Consider the following 18,754-nt stretch of genomic DNA (forward strand, 5'->3'; position numbering starts at 1 on the left):
TGATGCAGAAACTATTTCTTCTACTTCTGTTGGCACCGCTGGCGCTGTTCAGTGTGAGCGTATACGCAGAGAGCGCAGCAGAAGATGATATCGATATTGACCTCGACGATATCGAAGGTATTGGCGTCAACGAAGACGTTGAAAGACGCCTTCTGCGTGGTAATTTTTATTATTCCTACCTCGTCGGTGAGTATTACCAGACGCTTTATTATTTACGCGAATGGAAAGAGCTTATTGGGAGTGACACAACGCCCGAGACCGAAGCTGAAGTTATGAGGGCTGCCGTCTATCTGTCGCTTGGGCTCGAGGATCAGGCAGAAGATCTTTTTTACGCTGTATTTGAAGAGGGCGGAAGCGCATCTGGAGACGCCTGGTATTTCTTGACGCAACGCCTTTTCAGTGCAGGTTTCTACGGCCGCGCAGAGCAGGCTGCACGGAATGCACTGGCAGCATCGCCTGCTCTCAGCCGGCGTTATGACCAGGAGCTTTCTTATCTCTTGGCCAGTAGTATCAGTGAGCAAGATCGGGTCGAAGAAGCGCTGATCGTAGTCAAGGGTATGGAAGATGCCAGTATCTGGACGGGGTATGCGCGCTACAACCTGATTCTGGCGATGGTTCGGCAGAATTTCAGAAGTCGCGACATCGAAGCGACGATCGATGAAGCGATTTTTTATCTGCCTGACAACGAAGAAGGCACGGCTCTGCGTGATCGCATTCTGCTGATTTCTGGTATTGCTGCGATGGAGCGGGATAAGCATGCAATGGCTAACCGCTATTTTTCAGACGTGACCCTGGAATCGGTATTTACTCCGCCCGCCTTATTGCATTACGGATGGAATCTTTTGGCTCAGTGGCGCTACGAAGATGCTATTCAGCCTTGGCGTATCCTGCAGCAGCTCTACGATGAATACCATCCTGCGGTTGTTGAATCCTACCTTGCAGTACCTCACACGCTTGAGTTGGTCGATGCTGTTAACCAGTCTGTGCTGGCGTATCAACGTGTTGAGGAGCGCCTGACTGATATGGTCGGGGAGCTGAAACAACTCAACCAGGAAGAGTCACTGGGTAATTGGCTTGATGAGTGGCGCCAGTCGAATGAAACTGAGAATTGGGGCTGGCAGAGACAGGCGCTTGGTGATCTGCCACAAAGCCAGGTAACGCGTTTTGCTCAGGGATTACTGAAAGAAGAAGCGTTTACACAAGAGTTGGCGCGGCTTCATGACCTTGATCGGATCCGTGCTGATCTCGCAGAAGCGATGCGTGAGTTGACCTTGTGGGAAGATATCCTCGTCCAGCGCCGGGAGAATCTCGAAGCGATGGGTGGCGAGGCCCTGCTGGAACAACTTGAAGAGCGTCAGATGGATGTTCTTCGAAGCATTCTTGCTGTTCAGGACAGACTCCTGGACGAAGATGAAACGGTATTCTCTTACGCATCCAGAAGTGATGAAGCCCGCATCGAGCGTTTAAGAAGCGTCGTTCCTGCGGTTACTTTGCTCCAGAAAATAGGCACGCCGACCCGTGATCTTGCGCCATATAAAGAACGCTGGCGGCGGATGAGGGGGCTGCAGCTCTGGTCAATATATGAAGCGCAGCCTCAACGTAAGTGGGATACCGAGCGCGACCATATGATATTGCGCTCTGAAACTGACAAATTATTCCGCCAATTAGAGAATACACGTACATCCCTGATTTGGGCTGATAGTTCATGGCGTGGATTTCCTGAACGCGTCGGTGTATTGCAGCAGAGAGTTGCCGCGCTGGATTCAAATGTCGCAGAGATTCAGCGTGATCAGGAAGCACTCCTGACGGAAATGACAAAACAGCACCTTACAGAGCTCGATGAACGCCTGACGCTTTATCTCGCACAGGCGCGCCTGGCGCTGGCTCGCCTCTACGACGATTCACTACAGAATGAATTTGGCTCGCTCGACTATGAGCCTGAAAATGAAAAACAGGAGGCGGTTAAGTAATGTTGTTCCGTTTTCTGGTATTAGTAATGCTTGTAGTAGTCACCTCTGGCTGTAGTTGGTTGGGTAAAAAAGACGAGCGTAAGTATATCTCAGACATTGGCACGCTTACCGTTCGCACAGCGTCCGATGAACCTCTGGGTTTAGATCATCGTGATGTGATTCGCAGCTATAAATCCTATCTGGAAGTATCCACTGATCCTGAATTGCGCGTTCGTGTAGCGCACCGTATCGCCGGCCTGAAGCTCCAATGGGACGAGATCCGAATGGATCAGTTTGGTGATGATATCCTTGCCATGGTAGAAGAAGATCGGGAGATGGCCGAAGCCTCTATTGGCGATTATGAAGCCCTCCTTGAACTCTATCCTGATCGAATAGATAACGACACCATCTATTATCAATTGGCAAAAGCGTATTCGTTGGCTGGTCGGCAAAATCAGGCCATCGCTGTGCTCGAAGAATTAACCGAGCGTTACCCCGAGTCTATTTACTATCTCGAAGCACAGTTCCGGCTGGGGAGAATGCTTTACAACGTCAACGACTTCGAAGCTTCCGAAAGTCGCTTCACCCAGGTCGTAGAGTTCGGTCCCGAAGGTAATCCGTATTACCTTGATGCGCAGTATTTTCGCGGCTGGGCATTGTTTAAGCAAAATCGACTAGAAGATAGCTTGCTCTCCTTTACGGAGATGATTGATGAGCATTTCCCAGACGATGAAACGTTGATGGCTGCGGACGGTGCCGAACTGGAAGTATTGAATGATACGCTTCGGATCATGGCATTAATGTTCGATTATCTCGGCGACTGGAACGAAATTGCTCGCTTCTATGATGAGCACGGTACCAGGTACTTCGAATATCGGATTTACGCCGAACTGTCTAATCAGTATTACGAAAAGAAATACTACAAAAGCTCGGCATCAACCCTGCGAGCATTTGTTGATCGATTCCCGGATGACGATCGAGCTCCGCTCTATTATCGTCGTTTGATTTCAGGATATGAAAAAGCCGGATACCCGATGCTGCGCAGGAAGCACAAAGAGATCTTTATCGAACGTTTCGGTGTCGGATCCCCTTATTGGGAGACCCATGGTGAAGAAGTGCGCACTCTGATTACCGTTGCTTTGGGTGACTATATCTGGGATCTCGCCACCTTTGCGCACGGTTGGGGTCAGCAAACAAAATCAGCGCGTGATAAGCGTGAACGACTGGAGCAGGCCGCCGGCTGGTACCGTGAATATATCCGCTCATTCCCTAAAGCACCTGATGCGGTAAAAGCACACTTCTTACTGGCTGAAATTTCATACGAGATTGGAAATTACGATGATGCACGCAACAACTATGAAATTGTTGCTTATCAATATCCGTTCTACGAAAACGCGGCTGAAGCAGGTTATGCGGCGTTGCTTGCTTACAATAAATATAAGCCAACGCCCGAAGAAGAAGCGCGCTGGCGTCAGCTGACCGTAGCAAGTGCTAAGCGATTTGTCCTCGAATTTCCGCAGGACGAACGCCGCGGCACCGTACTGGTAAATACCGCAGAAATGCTTCTTGCAGATGAATATTACGGTCAGGCTTTAACGACGGCCCGGCTTGCACAGGAAGGTGGTGTTGAGTTACCCCCTCGCTATTCTTACGGAGCGTCATTGGTACAGGGACATTCAGCCTTCGAACTTGGAAAGTTTGAAGAGGCTGAAGCAGCGCTTCTTGCTGCCTCTGAGTATTCAGAGTTGAATCGTAAGCAGCGCGCTGATCTTCGCCAGAAGTCAGCGGCTGCAATTTATAAACAGGGCGAAGCTGCGCAGGAAGAAAATCCCGAAGAAGCCGTAGCGCAATGGTTGCGGCTGGCCGAGGTTGTGCCCGAGAGTGATCTCCGTGAGAACGCAGAATACGATGCTGCGACCCTGTTAATGCAGGTCGAAGATTTTGAGCGTGCTGAAGAAGTGCTTCTTGGATTCCGTGAAAATCACCCGAACAGTAAATTCGCTGACGATATTCGCAGTAAATTAATTATTGCGTATGAAGGACAGGGCGAGTGGCGAGAGGCTGCCTTTGAACTCAAGACTATTTCTGATTCAGGCACCGACGACGAAGAAAAACGTATTGCTGCATTCCAGTCGGCGGAATATTTCGAAAAAGCTGAAGACTTTGATAACGCGATTGTGATGTATCGCAGCTATGCGCACACCTATAAACGGCCGTTTGATCCAGCGATCGAGGCTCACTACAAACTTGATCAGATATACGCGAAGCTTGGTGAAGAAGAAAAACGCCGCTTCTGGTTAGACAAAATTATCAGCCTCCATTCTCGCGCTGGTGATAATAAGACTGATCGGTCGCGTTATTTGGCCTCTAAGGCGGCCTTTGAGTTGGGTGAGTTTGATCGACGTCGATTCGATGACATAGAAATCAGTCTGCCACTGGCAAAAAGTATCGTACGCAAAAACAATGCGATGCAAGGTGCGCTAAAACGATACACCCAGGCCGTTGAAATGGAAGTTCTGGAATTTACCACGCCTGCGACTTTTCATATTGGTGATATGTATGCCAAGTTCAGTCGCGGTTTGATGGAATCTGAACGTCCAGCGGGCATGGACGAACTCGAAGAAGAAGAATACACCTTCCTACTCGAGGATCAGGCATTTCCTCTGGAAGAAGCTGCGATTGATATTCATCAGACCAATATCAGCAGGACCTATGATGGCCTCTATGATGAATGGGTTAAAAAAAGTTTCCGGTCTATGGCTAGATTGATGCCGGGCCAATACGACAAACAAGAAAAAGCGGTGACCTATGTTGATCAGATTCGCTAGTGCGTTACTGGTTCTATTATTGAGCGCCTGTGCGTCGAATAAGCCTGCAATCCAGGATTCGGCAGAACTTGGCCCTGATGGTCAGCCTGTTGCTGAACCTCTTCCAGAGGGGTTTGAAAACGAATACCGTAATGGTTTGTCGCTTATGGAAGACGAACGCTTTGATGAGGCCTTGCAGCACTGGGCAGATATGTCAGTTGTTTTTGGCCAGTATCCGGGAGTGTGGAGTAACCTGGGGCTCGCGCATTATCAGCTAGGCAATTATGAAGAGGCCGCCACCGCTTACGAGCAGGTTGAAACTATAGATCCGACTTTTTGCCCGGTTCATTCGTTGAGCGGTGTAGCTTATCGTGAGCTGGGGCGTTTTGATGATGCTCAAGCGAGTTATTACGCCGCTATTGATTGTGATCCCGATGAAGGGCGCCACTATTACAACCTTGGGATCCTTCTGGATCTGTATCGTAACGACCTTGAGAACGCGCTTGAATTTTACCGTAAGGCGCGTCGATTGATGCCTGATAACGAGCAGTTAAATATCTGGGTGGTCGACCTGGCGCGGCGGGCCGGTGTCGACGAGGCTGATCCAGCAAGTATTGATGAATGGTATAGCTCGTTAAAAACGCCAGCCGACGAAACTACGGATGGCGTAATACAAAGCCAGGTGACCGACATTAGCGCCCAAGAGGGTGTTGTCGATGAAGAAAACTCTCAAGAAGTAGTACCCGCTGATGAGGCGGTTATGCCTCAGCAGGTAGACGAGAACTCTGCGCCCGTTGATTCAACAACTTCTGAACAGGGCGCGGCCGAAGGGGAGGCAATATGAGATACCTGATGACTTTGCTTATACCTCTGCTTTTACCTTTGATGCTTATCAGTACAGAAGCATTGTCTGCTGACGATGATGTCGTTCGCCTGCAGGGAATGACGATTCGTGGGAATAGCGAAAATCCCAATGTCCTCTATATTAATGCCTGGCAGCCGCCTCCGGGAACGGGGCGACTGTATGAGCCTGTTACCAGCTTCAATCGTCACTGGTTCCGACCATTAACCCGTGACAGCCTGAAACGCGAGATACGTTATGGGAAGCGTTATAACGAAAAAGAGGATCACGTCACAAGGCTAAACGAAGTCCTGGAAATAGAATGAACTGCGGTTTTTTCTGCAGAGAAATAATGGTTAAATCAGCCCGTGTGCAGCTTTAATGAGCTGCCTATCAGAACAACAATAGTATCAGAACCGGAGATATCCAATGGATTCCATCATTCGCTTCCTTCAGGAAGGTGGTGTGTTTATGTACCCGATTGCAATCATCATGGTGATCGGTCTCGCTGTCGCAATTGAGCGTTTGCTCGTCCTCGCAAAAGAAAAGTCGGGTAACCGTCGTGCTTTCGATGAAATGTACCCTATGCTGCAGAAACGCGATTTGCGTTCAGCACTCAACTACGCCAACAGCTCTGATACTCATATCGCTAATATCTTTGCGTCCGGTATTCAGCGTATTCCGACTGCACAGCGTCGTGAAGAAGTTGAGTACGCGCTCGAAGAAGGCCTGATGGAAGCGATTCCTCAGCTGGAGAAGCGTACGCCGTACATCGCGACACTTGCTAATATTGCAACCCTGATGGGCCTGCTGGGTACCATTATGGGTCTTATTGCGGCATTTACCGCAGTAGCCAGCGCACCGGCTGCGGAAAAGGCTGAACTGCTCTCGCAAAGTATTTCGGTCGCGATGAACACAACAGCATTTGGTCTGATTGCAGCCATCCCTCTGATTCTGCTGCATAGCTACCTGCAGACTAAAACATCTGAAATCGTCGACAGCATCGAGATGGCAGGTGTGAAGTTCCTTAATACCATTACGGATAAAAAGGCAGGACAAAACGGCACTCCTTCAAATAACGGTTAATCAGGAGTCGTTCGATGAGACGCCATAAGAAAATCAGAGAAGAGGCGGAACTCAACGTAACATCCTTCATGAACCTGATGATCGTACTGGTACCAGTGCTGTTGATGAATATGGTCTTTTCACAGCTGGCCGTACTGGATCTCAGGTTACCTTCTGGCGATGAGCCAGGCGCCGTTAACCCGGAGGATGTCACGCTTGAAGTGACGATCAGGAAGACAGGATTTACTCTATCCCGGACTTATCAGGAAGAGACAGTTGAACTGGCTTCTATTCCTGCTCAGTCTGGAGAACTTGACTACGAAGGCCTTTCAGAAGCCCTTCAGAAAGCCAAGAAAAATCCTGAATTTGCAGAAAAAAGAGACATTACTCTGCTTGCAGAGCCCAATACGGATTACCAGACGTTGGTAACCGTTATGGATACCGTGCGCATTTACCCTGCTGTGGTTGCTGCGTCCCTGGTAGATGCTGTGCTGTTCCCGGATATTTCTCTGGGTGAAGCAGACGCGCAGGAGGTGGCACCATGAAAATGTCACGTCGCGCAAAGCGCATGCAGCGCAATCACAAACGTAATGCCAACAAAAATGGTCTGAACCTGACAGCCCTGATGGATATTTTCACCATTCTGGTGTTCTTCCTCATGGTGAATCAGTCAGAGGTGGAAGTGCAGAATACGGACAGCGTTGAGCTCCCCGTATCTGTATCGGAGAACAAGCCTGAAGAGCAACTGACGGTTCTGGTGACAGATACCGACCTTCTTGTTCAGGGGCGTTCTGTGGCACAACTGTCTGCGGTTAAGCTGGGGAATGAGGAGGTTATTCCTTCCTTGCTCTCCGAGCTTGAATATCAGGCCAGTCGTACACCAATTGCCGAGGGTGAAGACAGTCGTCCAGTGACGATTGTGGGTGACAAGGCAACGGAATACTCAGTCCTGAAAAGAATTATGAGTACTTGTGCCGAGTCTGGCTTTGCCAATATCTCACTGGCGGTCAATCAGAAGCAGCCGGGAGGTGCGTGATGAGCAGTATTTATCGCACCCCTGAGTTGCCATGGACAGACGGAGAGGACGGTCGCCGCCTCTGGACGATTCTGGGCGTACTGCTGGCGCTGATGTTATTGGTTGGTGTTGTGGTTCCCTTCATCGATCTGCCTGAAAAAGACAGGTCTGAACTTGAAGAGCTGCCGCCGCAGCTGGCAAAGGTTATTGAGCGTAAAAAGCAAGAGCTTCCGAAACCGAAGCCTGAGCCGAAGCCGCAACCAAAACCTGAGCCTAAGCCGGAACCTGAACCCGAGCCAGAGCCCAAGCCTGAACCTAAGCCAGAACCGAAACCTCAGCCAAAGCCGGAGCCTAAACCCGAGCCTAAGCCGAAAGTTGAAGCAACCGAGCAGCAGCGTCAGGCAGCCAAGCAGAAAGCACGTGATGCAGTGGGTACCGAGGCACTTCAGGCTTTGAGTGACTTGCGTTCGGCGATTCCTACTACGGCGCTGAGCACTTCAAGTTCATCGCTCAGTACTAAGGGTACTCAGGCGACTAACGTCGGCTCAGTAGTGGATCGCACAGCGGCGAGCCGGGGCTCTGGTGGTGTGGATGTAGCATCGCTGACCAATGTCACGTCAGGAGAGAACCTTGGTGATCGCGCGACAACGACGGTTGAGGTGGCTGCAGAGGCGGTTGCCGCAGCAGAAGAGTCGAAGAAGCGTAGCCAGGAAGAGCTCAGACTGGTGTTCGAAGCATACAACGTACACTACGACAGGTTGTATCGTCGGGCTTTACGTAAGAATCCGACGCTCGAGGGCTCTGTAACTCTTGCGCTGACGATTCAGCCGGATGGCTCAGTGACTTCCTGTAAAGCTGCGAAGAGCGAAATTAAAGACGCTCGACTGATTCGCAGTGTTGAACTCAAATGCCAGCAAATGGTGTTTGAAAGTCGACCTAACGTCGAGGTTACTAAGGTGGAATATCCAATCCGCTTTAACCCTTGATACCCAGAAGCCCGGCAGATGCCGGGCTTTTTTTATCCGTATCGGATACTGGCCCACTTGACGCAATGCCGCTAAACTTGAATGCAATGACGTCGGTTTGCGCCGCAGATAATTTCAGTGATTGGAGGTAGAGATGAACGAACAGTTTTTCCAGGAGCGTTACCCCGAGGGGTATCCAAAGACAGTCAACGTTAATGAGTTTTCGTGCATTACCGAAATCTTTGATGGTTTCGTTAAAAAGTACGCTGAACTGCCAGCGTTTACATGTCTCGGGCAGACCATGACTTATGCCCAGCTGGATGAAAAAAGTGCTGCGTTCGCCTCTTTCCTTCAGAACGAAACGTCTCTTCAGGCAGGTGATCGTATTGCGGTTCAGCTGCCGAATGTACTGCAATACCCGGTCGTCGTATTTGGCGCGATGCGAGCTGGGATTATCGTTGTAAATACCAATCCTCTCTACACCGAGCGCGAGATGGAGCACCAGTTTAACGACTCAGGTGCTAAAGCTCTGGTTGTGCTGGCTAACTTCGGTGACAAGGTGGAGCGTGTCGTTCCTAAAACAGGCATTAAGCATGTCATTGTGACAAACGTCGGTGACATGCATTGTCCGCTGAAAAGAACCCTGATCAATACAGTGCTTAAGTACGTAAAAAAGGAAGTGCCTGCGGCAAATATTCCTGGCGCGATTCCACTGCGCAAAGCACTCAGCAAAGGTAAAGGTAAGCCCTATACGAGTGCACCTGCGACATCAGATGATATCGCTGTACTGCAATATACGGGCGGCACCACAGGCGTTGCAAAAGGCGCAATGCTTACCCATGGCAACCTGATGGCCAACATGGCGCAAGCATACGGTGTATTCAAACAGGTTATGAGTGAGGGTGAAGAGACGGTTATCTGTCCTCTGCCTCTGTATCATATATATGCGTTCACCATGCATTGCATGGTGCTTCTGCAGACTGGTAATCACAGTATCCTGATCCCGAACCCCCGTGATATTCCTGGCTTTATTAAGACCCTGCAGAAAACAGACTTCACTGGATTTGTCGGCTTGAACACTCTCTTTGTCGCGCTGTGCGCTCAGGAAGATTTCCGTGCTCTGGACTTCAGTAAACTCAAGCTGACTGTGTCAGGTGGTATGGCGCTGACCAAAGCTGCCTTTGATGAATGGAAAGCGGTGACAGGGTGTGAAGTGGCTGAAGGTTACGGCATGACCGAAACCTCGCCAGTCGTATCCTTTAACCCGACCACACGCATCAAGCAGGGCACCATTGGTATGCCTGTTGCGAATACAGCCTGCATGGTGATCGACGAAGAAGGTAATGAGTTGCCCCTCGGAGAAGCTGGTGAACTGTGTGTGAAAGGACCTCAGGTCATGAAGGGCTACTGGCAGCGTCCTGAAGCGACTGAAGAAACAATGACCAAAGACGGGTGGTTGAAGACGGGTGACATGGCCGTTATCAACGACGATGGCTACCTCAAAATCGTTGACCGTAAGAAAGATATGATCATCGTCTCTGGCTTTAATGTCTATCCCAACGAAGTGGAGGACGTTATTGTTTCCCATAAAGACATTGTTGAAGCAGCTGCTATTGGTATACCAGACCCTAAAAGCTCTGAGGCCGTGAAAGTGTTTATTGTCCGGAGCAACCCATCGCTCACGGAGAAAGATGTTATTGCCTTCTGTCGAGAGAATCTCACCGCGTACAAAGTGCCTAAGATCGTTGAGTTCCGTGACGAGCTGCCGAAGACGAATGTTGGTAAGATCCTGCGTCGTGAGCTTCGTGACGAGGAGCTGGCCAAGCACAAATAAGGCTTTGCGACGTGTTACACTGAGCGCCCCGGTTTCCGGGGCGTTTTTGTTTCTGACTGGCGGGATACATGTCTACCGAAGTAACCAAGATGTTCTCTGAACTCGAAAAATCCCTGATGCATTGTCTTATCCGCGATCGGCACCCGGTCCGTAACGCACTTCGTCGCATTGAAAAAGAACCCCTTGATAAACAGCAAACGCAGTTGGCTAAGCTGGTCTCCAGAATAGAAAAAAGTCAGCAAGCGGTTGCAGCCCGAAGCACTAATCCTGCACTTAATTACCCTGAGAACCTGCCTGTTTGTGAGAAGAGGTCAGAGATTCTGTCTCTGATTTCTGAAAATCAGGTGGTCGTCATTGCCGGTGAAACAGGTTCGGGTAAGACGACTCAGTTACCGAAAATGTGTATTGAAGCGGGGTTGGGTGTGTATGGACGGATTGGCCATACACAGCCGCGACGCCTTGCTGCGCGTTCGGTGTCACAGCGGATTGCTGATGAATTAAACAGCCCGCTCGGTGAGACAGTGGGCTATCAGGTGAGGTTTACAGACCAGTCAAGCGATGACACCCGTATTAAGGTCATGACGGACGGTATTCTACTGGCTCAGACGCAGCACGACCGCTTCCTGAATGAATACGACTGCATCATTATCGATGAAGCACACGAACGTAGCCTGAATATCGATTTTTTGATGGGTTACCTCAAACAGTTACTGCCCAAACGTCCAGACCTTAAGGTCATCATTACTTCTGCAACCATTGACGTTGAGCGCTTCTCTCAGCACTTTGATGACGCTCCGGTGATTCAGGTGTCGGGCCGGACACATCCTGTTGATGTTCTCTATCGTCCACTGGTTCGGAATGACGATGACGAGGAAGATCGCTCTTTATTCGAAGGGATAGCTGAGGCGCTCGAAGAATTGCGCTCAATCGACAAGGCTAAGGGTAGTCCGGGTGACACCCTGGTGTTTCTGCCCGGAGAGCGGGAAATCAGGGAGTGTGCTGAATTCCTCAGACGTCAGCAATTGCCCGCGACGGATATTCTACCGCTGTATGCACGGTTGAGTTCTGCTGATCAACAGAGAATATTTCGCCCTCATGGCGGGCGGCGCGTCGTGCTCAGTACCAATGTGGCTGAAACTTCTCTGACGGTCCCCGGCATTCGCTATGTTATCGACTCCGGTGTCGCGAGAATCAGTCGTTACAGCTACCGCACCAAAGTGCAGCGTCTGCCGGTTGAAGCGATTTCTCAGGCGAGTGCAAATCAAAGGGCAGGGCGTTGCGGCCGTATAGAGCCCGGAACCTGCATCCGGCTTTATGACGAGCAGGATTTTTTGTCGCGCTCAGAATTTACCGATCCGGAAATTCGTCGCACTAATCTTGCAGCCGTGATATTGCAGATGTTGAATCTTCGCTTGGGGGACATTCGGAAATTCCCATTTGTTGATGCACCTGACGATCGTTTTGTAAAAGACGGATATACACTGCTGTCCGAACTCGGTGCCGTCGATAACGCAAAGAAAATCACCAGCACGGGCAGGACCATGGCTCGGTTACCGGTCGATCCACGTATCGGACGCATGTTGATTGCCGCAGGGCAGAGAAATTGTGCGACTGAAATGATGATCGTCGCCGCAGCCCTGACTGTTGCCGATCCAAGAGAAAGGCCGCAGGAAAAACAACAGGCGGCTGCTGAGAAGCACAAGCAATGGGCGGATGATGATTCCGACTTTGCAACGCTGATTAATCTCTGGAATGGCTTCGAAACACAGCGCCAGGAACTGAGTCAGAGTCAACTACGCAAGTGGTGTAAGAAAAATTATCTGTCTTATATGCGGATGCGCGAATGGCGGGATATTCATCGACAGCTGCATCTGATGCTGCGTGATATGGATATATCGACAAATTCCGAGCCTGCTTCTTATGACGCGTTGCACAAAGCCATTCTTTCTGGGATGTTAAGTCATATCGGTTTCAGGGCGGAGCATAAGGAATATATAGGTGCTCGTAACCGACGTTTCGTGATGGCGCCGGGGAGTGCCGGTTATAAGAAACCGCCCAAATGGCTGGTCGCTGCCGAGCTGGTTGAAACCAGTAAGCTGTTTGCGCGCATGGTTGCCAGGGTGGAGCCCGAGTGGATTGAAGAATGTGGTCGGGAATTACTTAAATATCAGTACTTCGAACCACATTGGCAACAGCAGCGAGGTCAGGTTGTAGCGACTGAACAGTCTTCGCTGTACGGCCTGGTTGTAAACCCGAAAAAACGTGTCGATTATTCGAAAACTCACCCTGAGGAAAGCCGCCAGATTCTTATTACAGAAGCGCTCGTCGCGCAGCAGCTTAAATCTGATGTTGAATTTTATCGCAAAAACATTGAACTGATTGCAGAGGTCACTGAGTACGAAGAAAAATCGCGCCGGCGTGATCTCGTGATTGATGATCATGCGCTGATTGATTTTTACGAGAGATATTTTCCTGAGGGTGTTTTTTCCCGCAGAGCATTGGAAAGTTGGTTTAAACGTGCGTCAGACGCCGATAAAAGGCAATTGTATCTTACTCGTGAATTTCTTCTGTCGGATGCTGCTCGCGGTATATCCAGTGATGATTACCCCGCAGAGCTGGAGATTAATGGTATTAATTTTCCGTTGTCATACACCTTTGCGCCCGGAAGCCCCGACGATGGGGTGACCTTAACCGTTCCTGCTCAGATGCTGCCTCAGGTTAATGAAAGGCTGACAGAATGGCTGGTTCCGGGATTTATTCACCAAAAAGTTGTAGCCATTATTAAAGCGTTGCCAAAGCCAGTGCGGAAGCAGTTTGTACCTGTGCCAGATACGGCAACCCGCTTTCTGAATCAGGCTGCAGCTTCCAAGGGTGGACTCTATATCCAGCTGGCGGAATTTCTGAATCAGACCTTAAGGCCCGAGCGTGTAACGCCAGAAGAGCTGATGAGTGATGCGCTGGAGTCTCACTTGAAAATGAACTTCAGGGTTCTCAACGGCGATGATGTTATCACCGAAAGCAGAGACCTGGCCGCGCTTATTGAGAGTGTTGATGTTAGCGGAGAGACTTCTGAATACGTCCTTCTTGATGACCGGTTTGCCGGACATACGGTTAATGACTGGGATTTCGGCGCATTGCCGGAGTCAACCGAGGCCGAAGTGGCCGGCTTGCCAGTGAGGTCTTACCCATGCCTTAAGAGCGACGGCGACACGGTAGTCCTGACAACAGAGAATAGTGAATCTCAGGCCGAGGTTTCGCATCGTGAAGGGGTGTTGGCCCTGATTCGCCAGCAGCTTGCAGGAATGGATCGCGACCTCCGCCAATCTATCCAGACGCAAATGAAACCACACTGGCTGTTGGCTAAAGGTATGGGGTCCGAAGGAGAGATTACTCGCGAGCTTGTTGATGCGGTGTATACCCATATCATGCTACCTCTTGATGAGGCTCTGCCGCGGACGCCTGAAGAATTTGATGTAAGAATTCAGCGACGTAGCCGACTACATCAACATCTGGAAGAGCTGCTTACCCAGTTTGTTCAGTGGTTGAAGATTCGGCATGGTGTGCTTAAGAGCCTCAGGGGCGCCGTAACAATGGATAAGGCCATGGCGTTCAGTGATACCAAAGCCCATCTGGAACGCCTGTTGGCTCCGGGGTTTCTTGTCGAAGTGCCATGGCCAAGGTTGAAGTGTTTCACCCGCTATCTGCGGGCTATGGAGTATCGGATTGATAAGCTGCAAGGGAACCTTGCGCGTGATCGTCAGTCCATGGTTGAGTTCGAGTCGGTCTATGTGCCTTGGAAAGAAGCGGTAGATCGTGGCGGTGCAAATCAGGAAGCCCTTGAGGAGTTCCGGTGGCTGCTTGAGGAGTGGCGAGTGTCGTTATTCGCGCAACCGCTGGGTACACAAGAGCCGGTATCGCTTAAGCGCCTTAACAAACGTTGGCATGAGATCGTTCAGGCGGGTCTCTGAGCGTAATAACTGACTGTTGGCTCAAAAAATGCGGTGTGTAACAGTAAAATCGTCTGACATACTGAATCCAACCTGTGCTTTGGAACGTACAGGATACATACGGGCACCTTTTGCCCCTAACACTGAAAAGGAAACTGCTATGAAAAACTCTACCAAAGATACCAACAAGCTGATGTCTGCTGTTCTCGGAACGGCGTTTGTTACCGCTGTTTCAGCTGCAGGCGTTAATGCTGCTGAAAACCCGTTTGCTTCTGCAGAACTGAATCAGGGTTACAAAGTGGCTGCGCACCATGAAGGCAAATGTGGCGAGGGTAAGTGTGGCGCCAAGGCCGATGAAGAAGGCAAGTGTGGCGAAGGTAAGTGTGGTGCTAAGTCTGAGAAAGAAGGCAAGTGTGGCGAAGGTAAGTGCGGTGCCAAGTCTGAAAAAGAAGGCAAGTGCGGCGAAGGTAAGTGCGGTGTCAAGTCTGAAAAAGAAGGCAAGTGCGGCGAAGGTAAGTGCGGCGGTGCAAAAGAGAGCTGAGCGCTGATATGAATCGCCACCAGATCACGGGCGCAGGATTAGGTCTGCGCCGAGGGTTTATCTCAGAATTGCAGTCTCGCATAGAAAACGGCGTTGAAGTCCCCGTCGATTTTTTTGAGGTCGCGCCCGAGAACTGGTTACGGGTTGGTGGTCGTCTGGGCCGCCAATTCCGCTATTTTACTGAACGCTATCCATTTGCTTGCCATGGACTGTCGTTGTCTATTGGTAGCCCTGCTCCGTTGGACGAAGCGTTCGTCCGTGACGTAAAAGACTTTCTGAAAGAGCATAAGGTGGCGGTCTATAGCGAGCACCTGAGTTACTGCTCAGACGATGGCCATCTGTACGACCTTATGCCGCTTCCGTTTACCGAAGAAGCTGTCAAGTACGTCAGTGAGCGAATCATGAGAGTGCAGGACATTCTTGGTGAGCGCCTGGTGATAGAAAATGTTTCGGCTTATGTTGAGCCCGGACGCGAAATGGCAGAGCCAGAATTCGTCAAAGCGGTGCTTGAAGCTGCCGACTGCGAGTTACTCCTTGATGTGAATAACGTCTACGTTAATTCAACAAATCACGGGTACAACGCTGAAGAGTACATTCGCAGTATGCCGAGCGATAAAATCCGGTATTACCATGTCGCTGGCCACTATCAGGATACATCCGACGCCAGTGATGATGATCCTTCCTCGAATTTGTTGGTAGACACCCACGGTGCAGATGTTATTGAGCCTGTCTGGGCACTACTATCAGCGGCTTATGATGCGCACGGGATGAGGCCAACGCTTCTGGAGCGGGATTTTAACTTTCCTGATCTCGACGATATGTTTGCAGAGGTCTCACAGATTAAGGCGCTTCAGGAGGCACTGGTGCATGTCTGATCTGGCGAAGATGCAAAGGGCGTTTGCCAAGGACATTCGCACTGATGGTGATGAAAGTTTCGGTGAACAGCCCGGACTCAAGATTTATCGGGAGCTCTTTTTTAACAGTGTCTGTGGCTTTCTCGATGGTACCTTTCCTGTCTGCAAAGAGGCTGTCGGCGATGAGCGATGGAAGGAATATTCGCGGGCATTTTTTCGTGATCACCAGTCAAACTCTCCGCTTTTTCTCGAAATAAGTGAGGAATTTCTGGCATGGTTGGTGACACAGCAAAGTATTCTTGGTGAGTTTCCATATCTGGCAGAGCTAGCTCACTATGAGTGGCTGGAGCTGGCCGTTGATGTGATGGATGTTGAAGGGTTCAGAGGTGAGCCTGATGGTCTCTTTGATCCGGACTCGCCAATTTTAATTAATCCTGCATCGATTGCTGCGTGTTATCAGTACCCGGTTCATCAGGTGTCAGGGTTTGAACCTGAGGTCTCGGAACAGATGTCGGGGTTTGTCGTTTATCGTGACCTGGCTGATAAAGTACGGTTTATCAGCTGCACTCCTTTGTCACTTATGATTCTCGAAACTGCACGGGCTGAACCGATGCTGACTGCACGACAGGCCGTTGAATCGGTAATGTCTCAGGCTGGGCTGGATGGAGATGTTGCTCTTCAGGGGGCGCTGCAGGTTCTGGGTGACTGGCACCGGCAAGGTGTTATCCGCTCGTGAGACAGTAAAAGCTGACGTTCTGGTCGGTTTCTGACATTATGAGCTTAACAAAAACAGGACGTCATCTTATGTATTTTCATTCCCTTGTTGCGCTGATTGGAACGGTTACCATTGGCCTCGCGGCGTTGCCTGCTCAAGCTGAAGAGGAATACGATCCTTTTGAAGAAACCAATCGCAAAATTTTCGCCTTCAATGATTACCTGGACCGAAATTTCTTTGTGCCTGTAGCAAGGGGGTACAACGCGGTGACCCCTGTGGTGGTAGATACCGGCATTACGAATATGTACCAGAACGCGCTTGACCCTCTGACCAGTGTGAATGATGTCGCGCAGCTTAAATTCTCTAGGGCAGCTACGGCCGTGGGTCGATTTCTGGTGAACAGTACGGTTGGGTTTTTCGGCTTTTTCGATGTGGCGACGCACATCGGTCTGCCAAAGCATCGTGAAGACTTCGGGCAGACTCTCGGTTACTGGGGGGTCGGCAATGGGCCTTATCTGGTATTGCCGTTCTTTGGGCCACGTACCTTGCGTCATTCTGTAGGACATGTCGGCGACTATTACACCGGCCTGTCGTATACCTATTTTGGCGACAATCTCGGTGAAGATGCTGCGATGTTGGGCTTAAAAGCGCTCGACCTTCGTTCAGATCTGATTGAATCTGAGCAGTTTATTACCGGCGACCGTTATCTCTTTATCCGTAGTGCGTATCTTCAGAGCCGTGAGTATCTGGTCAATGATGGGCAGGTGCAGGATGAGTTTGAAGATGAGTTTGGCATCTTCGATGAATGACTATGGATTACGACAAATAATAAAAAAGGCCTCGTGAGAGGCCTTTTTTGTTTTTAGCCGGCTGTGCGCCCAGGGAGAACATCTTTCAGCTTCTCACGCATTTTGCGGATTGCATCTTCAGTTTCTTCCCAGCTGATGCAGCCGTCTGTTACCGATAAGCCGTACTCCAGATCATCCAGGTTGGCAGGAATATTCTGACGCCCGTGCTTGATGTTTGATTCAACCATCAGGCCGATAATGGACTTGTTGCCTTCAAGGATCTGGTTGCTGACATTGTCCATGACCAATGGCTGCAGTGCCGGATTCTTGCTGCTGTTTTCATGGCTACAGTCGATCATGATGTTCTGCGCAAGATCCGCTTTAGACAGTGCGTCTTCTGCAATCTGGACGTTCACTGAATCGTAGTTTGGCTTACCGCCGCCACCGCGCAGCACGACGTGTGCGTAAGGGTTGCCCTTGGTTGAAACGATTGAAACCTGGCCGCTCTGGTCGATACCAAGGAAGCGGTGTGGGTTGGCTACAGACATCAGTGCGTTAGTAGCAACCGTCAGGCTGCCATCGGTCCCGTTCTTGAAGCCAACGGCCGATGAAAGGCCTGAAGCCATCTCTCGGTGTGTCTGGGATTCTGTAGTGCGTGCGCCAATAGCTGACCATGCGATCAGATCCTGAAGGTACTGTGGTGAGATCGGGTCCAGCGCTTCAGTGGATAGTGGCAAGCCGAGCTCTGCAAGATCAATCAGAAGGCGACGCGCGGTATGCAGACCGTCCTGGATTTTGAAAGTGTCGTTCATGTACGGGTCGTTAATCAGCCCTTTCCATCCAACGGTAGTGCGAGGCTTTTCAAAGTAAACGCGCATTACAAGGTAGAGGGTATCGCTGACTTCTTCTGCCAGATCCCGCAAGCGCTGAGCGTAGTCTTTAGCTGCATCTACGTCGTGGATGGAGCAGGGGCCGACCACAACAAAAATGCGGTGATCTTTACGATCCAGGATGTCGCGAATGGCCTGGCGGCCTTTACAGACGCTTTCGACAGCTTGCTCAGAGATAGGCATCTCTTCTTTGAGCTGAGTTGGGGTTACCAGAGTCGCGATGGACTCAATATTGAGATCTTCAATGCGATTGTCAGTCATTTCCTGTTGGCCTTCAGACGGTTGGGCTGGTGTTGTCTCAGGTTGGGAGGGTGCTGAGCCTGCGGTCAGTTGCCCTTTGGTCAGGGCAGCAATTTGCTTCTGACGACCTGCTGGCGGCTCTTCTCCCCATTGGGAGACCGCCGCAGCGGTCAGCTTCCAGCCGTCTTCGGAACAGGCTTCTGCAATAGCTTTTTTGGTTCCGAACCAGGCGACAACATCAGTTGTTTTCATAATTAGATATTAAGTTAGCTTATTCGTGCTTAAGCTTAATAGCCTGGCTGG

15 protein-coding genes are annotated in these 18,754 nt (G+C 50.4%); 14 read left to right on the plus strand and 1 reads right to left on the minus strand.

The window, feature by feature from the left end; all coding sequences use genetic code 11:
• The first annotated feature begins 2 nt into the window (after positions 1-2).
• From AC5E51_RS04315 to AC5E51_RS04380, 14 genes are all read left to right on the plus strand, one after another.
• Positions 3-1,970 carry a hypothetical protein gene (locus AC5E51_RS04315; protein ID WP_491778169.1) on the plus strand — a complete coding sequence of 656 codons (1,968 nt, stop codon included), beginning with the start codon at positions 3-5 and terminating at the stop codon, positions 1,968-1,970.
• A complete protein-coding gene (locus AC5E51_RS04320) occupies positions 1,970-4,777 on the plus strand; it encodes a tetratricopeptide repeat protein (protein WP_491778170.1) in 2,808 nt (935 codons plus the stop codon). The genes AC5E51_RS04315 and AC5E51_RS04320 overlap by 1 nt, the downstream gene beginning before the upstream one ends.
• Positions 4,758-5,600, plus strand: coding sequence for a tetratricopeptide repeat protein (locus AC5E51_RS04325; RefSeq protein ID WP_491778171.1), 843 nt, complete (start codon positions 4,758-4,760; stop codon positions 5,598-5,600). Before AC5E51_RS04320 ends, AC5E51_RS04325 begins: the two co-directional genes overlap by 20 nt.
• A gap of 8 nt (positions 5,601-5,608) precedes the next feature.
• A complete protein-coding gene (locus AC5E51_RS04330; protein WP_139325766.1) occupies positions 5,609-5,923 on the plus strand; it encodes a hypothetical protein in 315 nt (104 codons plus the stop codon).
• A 103-nt stretch (positions 5,924-6,026) separates the two neighbouring features.
• A complete protein-coding gene (locus AC5E51_RS04335) occupies positions 6,027-6,683 on the plus strand; it encodes a MotA/TolQ/ExbB proton channel family protein (protein WP_076514816.1) in 657 nt (218 codons plus the stop codon).
• Positions 6,684-6,697: 14 nt separating this feature from the next.
• Positions 6,698-7,207 (plus strand): ExbD/TolR family protein, encoded by a 510-nt coding sequence (locus tag AC5E51_RS04340; protein WP_273087295.1) that lies wholly within the window; start codon positions 6,698-6,700, stop codon positions 7,205-7,207.
• Positions 7,204-7,698, plus strand: coding sequence for an ExbD/TolR family protein (locus AC5E51_RS04345; RefSeq protein WP_273087293.1), 495 nt, complete (start codon positions 7,204-7,206; stop codon positions 7,696-7,698). The genes AC5E51_RS04340 and AC5E51_RS04345 overlap by 4 nt, the downstream gene beginning before the upstream one ends.
• Positions 7,698-8,663, plus strand: a complete 966-nt coding sequence (locus tag AC5E51_RS04350; protein WP_491778172.1) for an AgmX/PglI C-terminal domain-containing protein — start codon at positions 7,698-7,700, stop codon at positions 8,661-8,663. Before AC5E51_RS04345 ends, AC5E51_RS04350 begins: the two co-directional genes overlap by 1 nt.
• 133 nt (positions 8,664-8,796) lie before the next feature.
• Positions 8,797-10,476 (plus strand): AMP-binding protein, encoded by a 1,680-nt coding sequence (locus tag AC5E51_RS04355; RefSeq protein WP_491778173.1) that lies wholly within the window; start codon positions 8,797-8,799, stop codon positions 10,474-10,476.
• 68 nt (positions 10,477-10,544) lie between these two features.
• Positions 10,545-14,444 (plus strand): ATP-dependent RNA helicase HrpA, encoded by a 3,900-nt coding sequence (gene hrpA / locus AC5E51_RS04360; protein WP_491778174.1) that lies wholly within the window; start codon positions 10,545-10,547, stop codon positions 14,442-14,444.
• A 139-nt stretch (positions 14,445-14,583) separates the two neighbouring features.
• The gene (locus AC5E51_RS04365) at positions 14,584-14,964 is read left to right on the plus strand and encodes an HvfA family oxazolone/thioamide-modified RiPP metallophore (RefSeq protein WP_301387524.1); all 381 of its coding nucleotides are present in this window, start codon (positions 14,584-14,586) and stop codon (positions 14,962-14,964) included.
• An 8-nt stretch (positions 14,965-14,972) separates the two neighbouring features.
• Positions 14,973-15,839, plus strand: a complete 867-nt coding sequence (locus tag AC5E51_RS04370) for an HvfB family MNIO-type RiPP peptide maturase (RefSeq protein ID WP_491778175.1) — start codon at positions 14,973-14,975, stop codon at positions 15,837-15,839.
• A complete protein-coding gene (locus AC5E51_RS04375; RefSeq protein WP_297533955.1) occupies positions 15,832-16,554 on the plus strand; it encodes an HvfC family RiPP maturation protein in 723 nt (240 codons plus the stop codon). Before AC5E51_RS04370 ends, AC5E51_RS04375 begins: the two co-directional genes overlap by 8 nt.
• 68 nt (positions 16,555-16,622) lie before the next feature.
• Positions 16,623-17,342 carry an MlaA family lipoprotein gene (locus AC5E51_RS04380; protein WP_297533956.1) on the plus strand — a complete coding sequence of 240 codons (720 nt, stop codon included), beginning with the start codon at positions 16,623-16,625 and terminating at the stop codon, positions 17,340-17,342.
• A 53-nt stretch (positions 17,343-17,395) separates the two neighbouring features.
• Here AC5E51_RS04380 and AC5E51_RS04385 read toward each other — a convergent pair whose 3' ends face one another.
• Entirely contained in the window at positions 17,396-18,703 is a 1,308-nt protein-coding gene (locus tag AC5E51_RS04385; protein ID WP_297533957.1) for a 3-deoxy-7-phosphoheptulonate synthase, read from the minus strand.
• Positions 18,704-18,754 lie beyond the last annotated feature (51 nt).

Source organism: Thalassolituus sp. (genome assembly GCF_984348125.1).

Coding starts and splice junctions, on each gene's coding strand:
- AC5E51_RS04315 (WP_491778169.1), top strand. CDS start 3: ATGCAGAAACTATTTCTTCTACTTCTGTTGGCACCGCTGGCGCTGTTC.
- AC5E51_RS04320 (WP_491778170.1), top strand. CDS start 1,970: ATGTTGTTCCGTTTTCTGGTATTAGTAATGCTTGTAGTAGTCACCTCT.
- AC5E51_RS04325 (WP_491778171.1), top strand. CDS start 4,758: ATGTTGATCAGATTCGCTAGTGCGTTACTGGTTCTATTATTGAGCGCC.
- AC5E51_RS04330 (WP_139325766.1), top strand. CDS start 5,609: ATGACTTTGCTTATACCTCTGCTTTTACCTTTGATGCTTATCAGTACA.
- AC5E51_RS04335 (WP_076514816.1), top strand. CDS start 6,027: ATGGATTCCATCATTCGCTTCCTTCAGGAAGGTGGTGTGTTTATGTAC.
- AC5E51_RS04340 (WP_273087295.1), top strand. CDS start 6,698: ATGAGACGCCATAAGAAAATCAGAGAAGAGGCGGAACTCAACGTAACA.
- AC5E51_RS04345 (WP_273087293.1), top strand. CDS start 7,204: ATGAAAATGTCACGTCGCGCAAAGCGCATGCAGCGCAATCACAAACGT.
- AC5E51_RS04350 (WP_491778172.1), top strand. CDS start 7,698: ATGAGCAGTATTTATCGCACCCCTGAGTTGCCATGGACAGACGGAGAG.
- AC5E51_RS04355 (WP_491778173.1), top strand. CDS start 8,797: ATGAACGAACAGTTTTTCCAGGAGCGTTACCCCGAGGGGTATCCAAAG.
- hrpA (WP_491778174.1), top strand. CDS start 10,545: ATGTCTACCGAAGTAACCAAGATGTTCTCTGAACTCGAAAAATCCCTG.
- AC5E51_RS04365 (WP_301387524.1), top strand. CDS start 14,584: ATGAAAAACTCTACCAAAGATACCAACAAGCTGATGTCTGCTGTTCTC.
- AC5E51_RS04370 (WP_491778175.1), top strand. CDS start 14,973: ATGAATCGCCACCAGATCACGGGCGCAGGATTAGGTCTGCGCCGAGGG.
- AC5E51_RS04375 (WP_297533955.1), top strand. CDS start 15,832: ATGTCTGATCTGGCGAAGATGCAAAGGGCGTTTGCCAAGGACATTCGC.
- AC5E51_RS04380 (WP_297533956.1), top strand. CDS start 16,623: ATGTATTTTCATTCCCTTGTTGCGCTGATTGGAACGGTTACCATTGGC.
- AC5E51_RS04385 (WP_297533957.1), bottom strand. CDS start 18,703: ATGAAAACAACTGATGTTGTCGCCTGGTTCGGAACCAAAAAAGCTATT.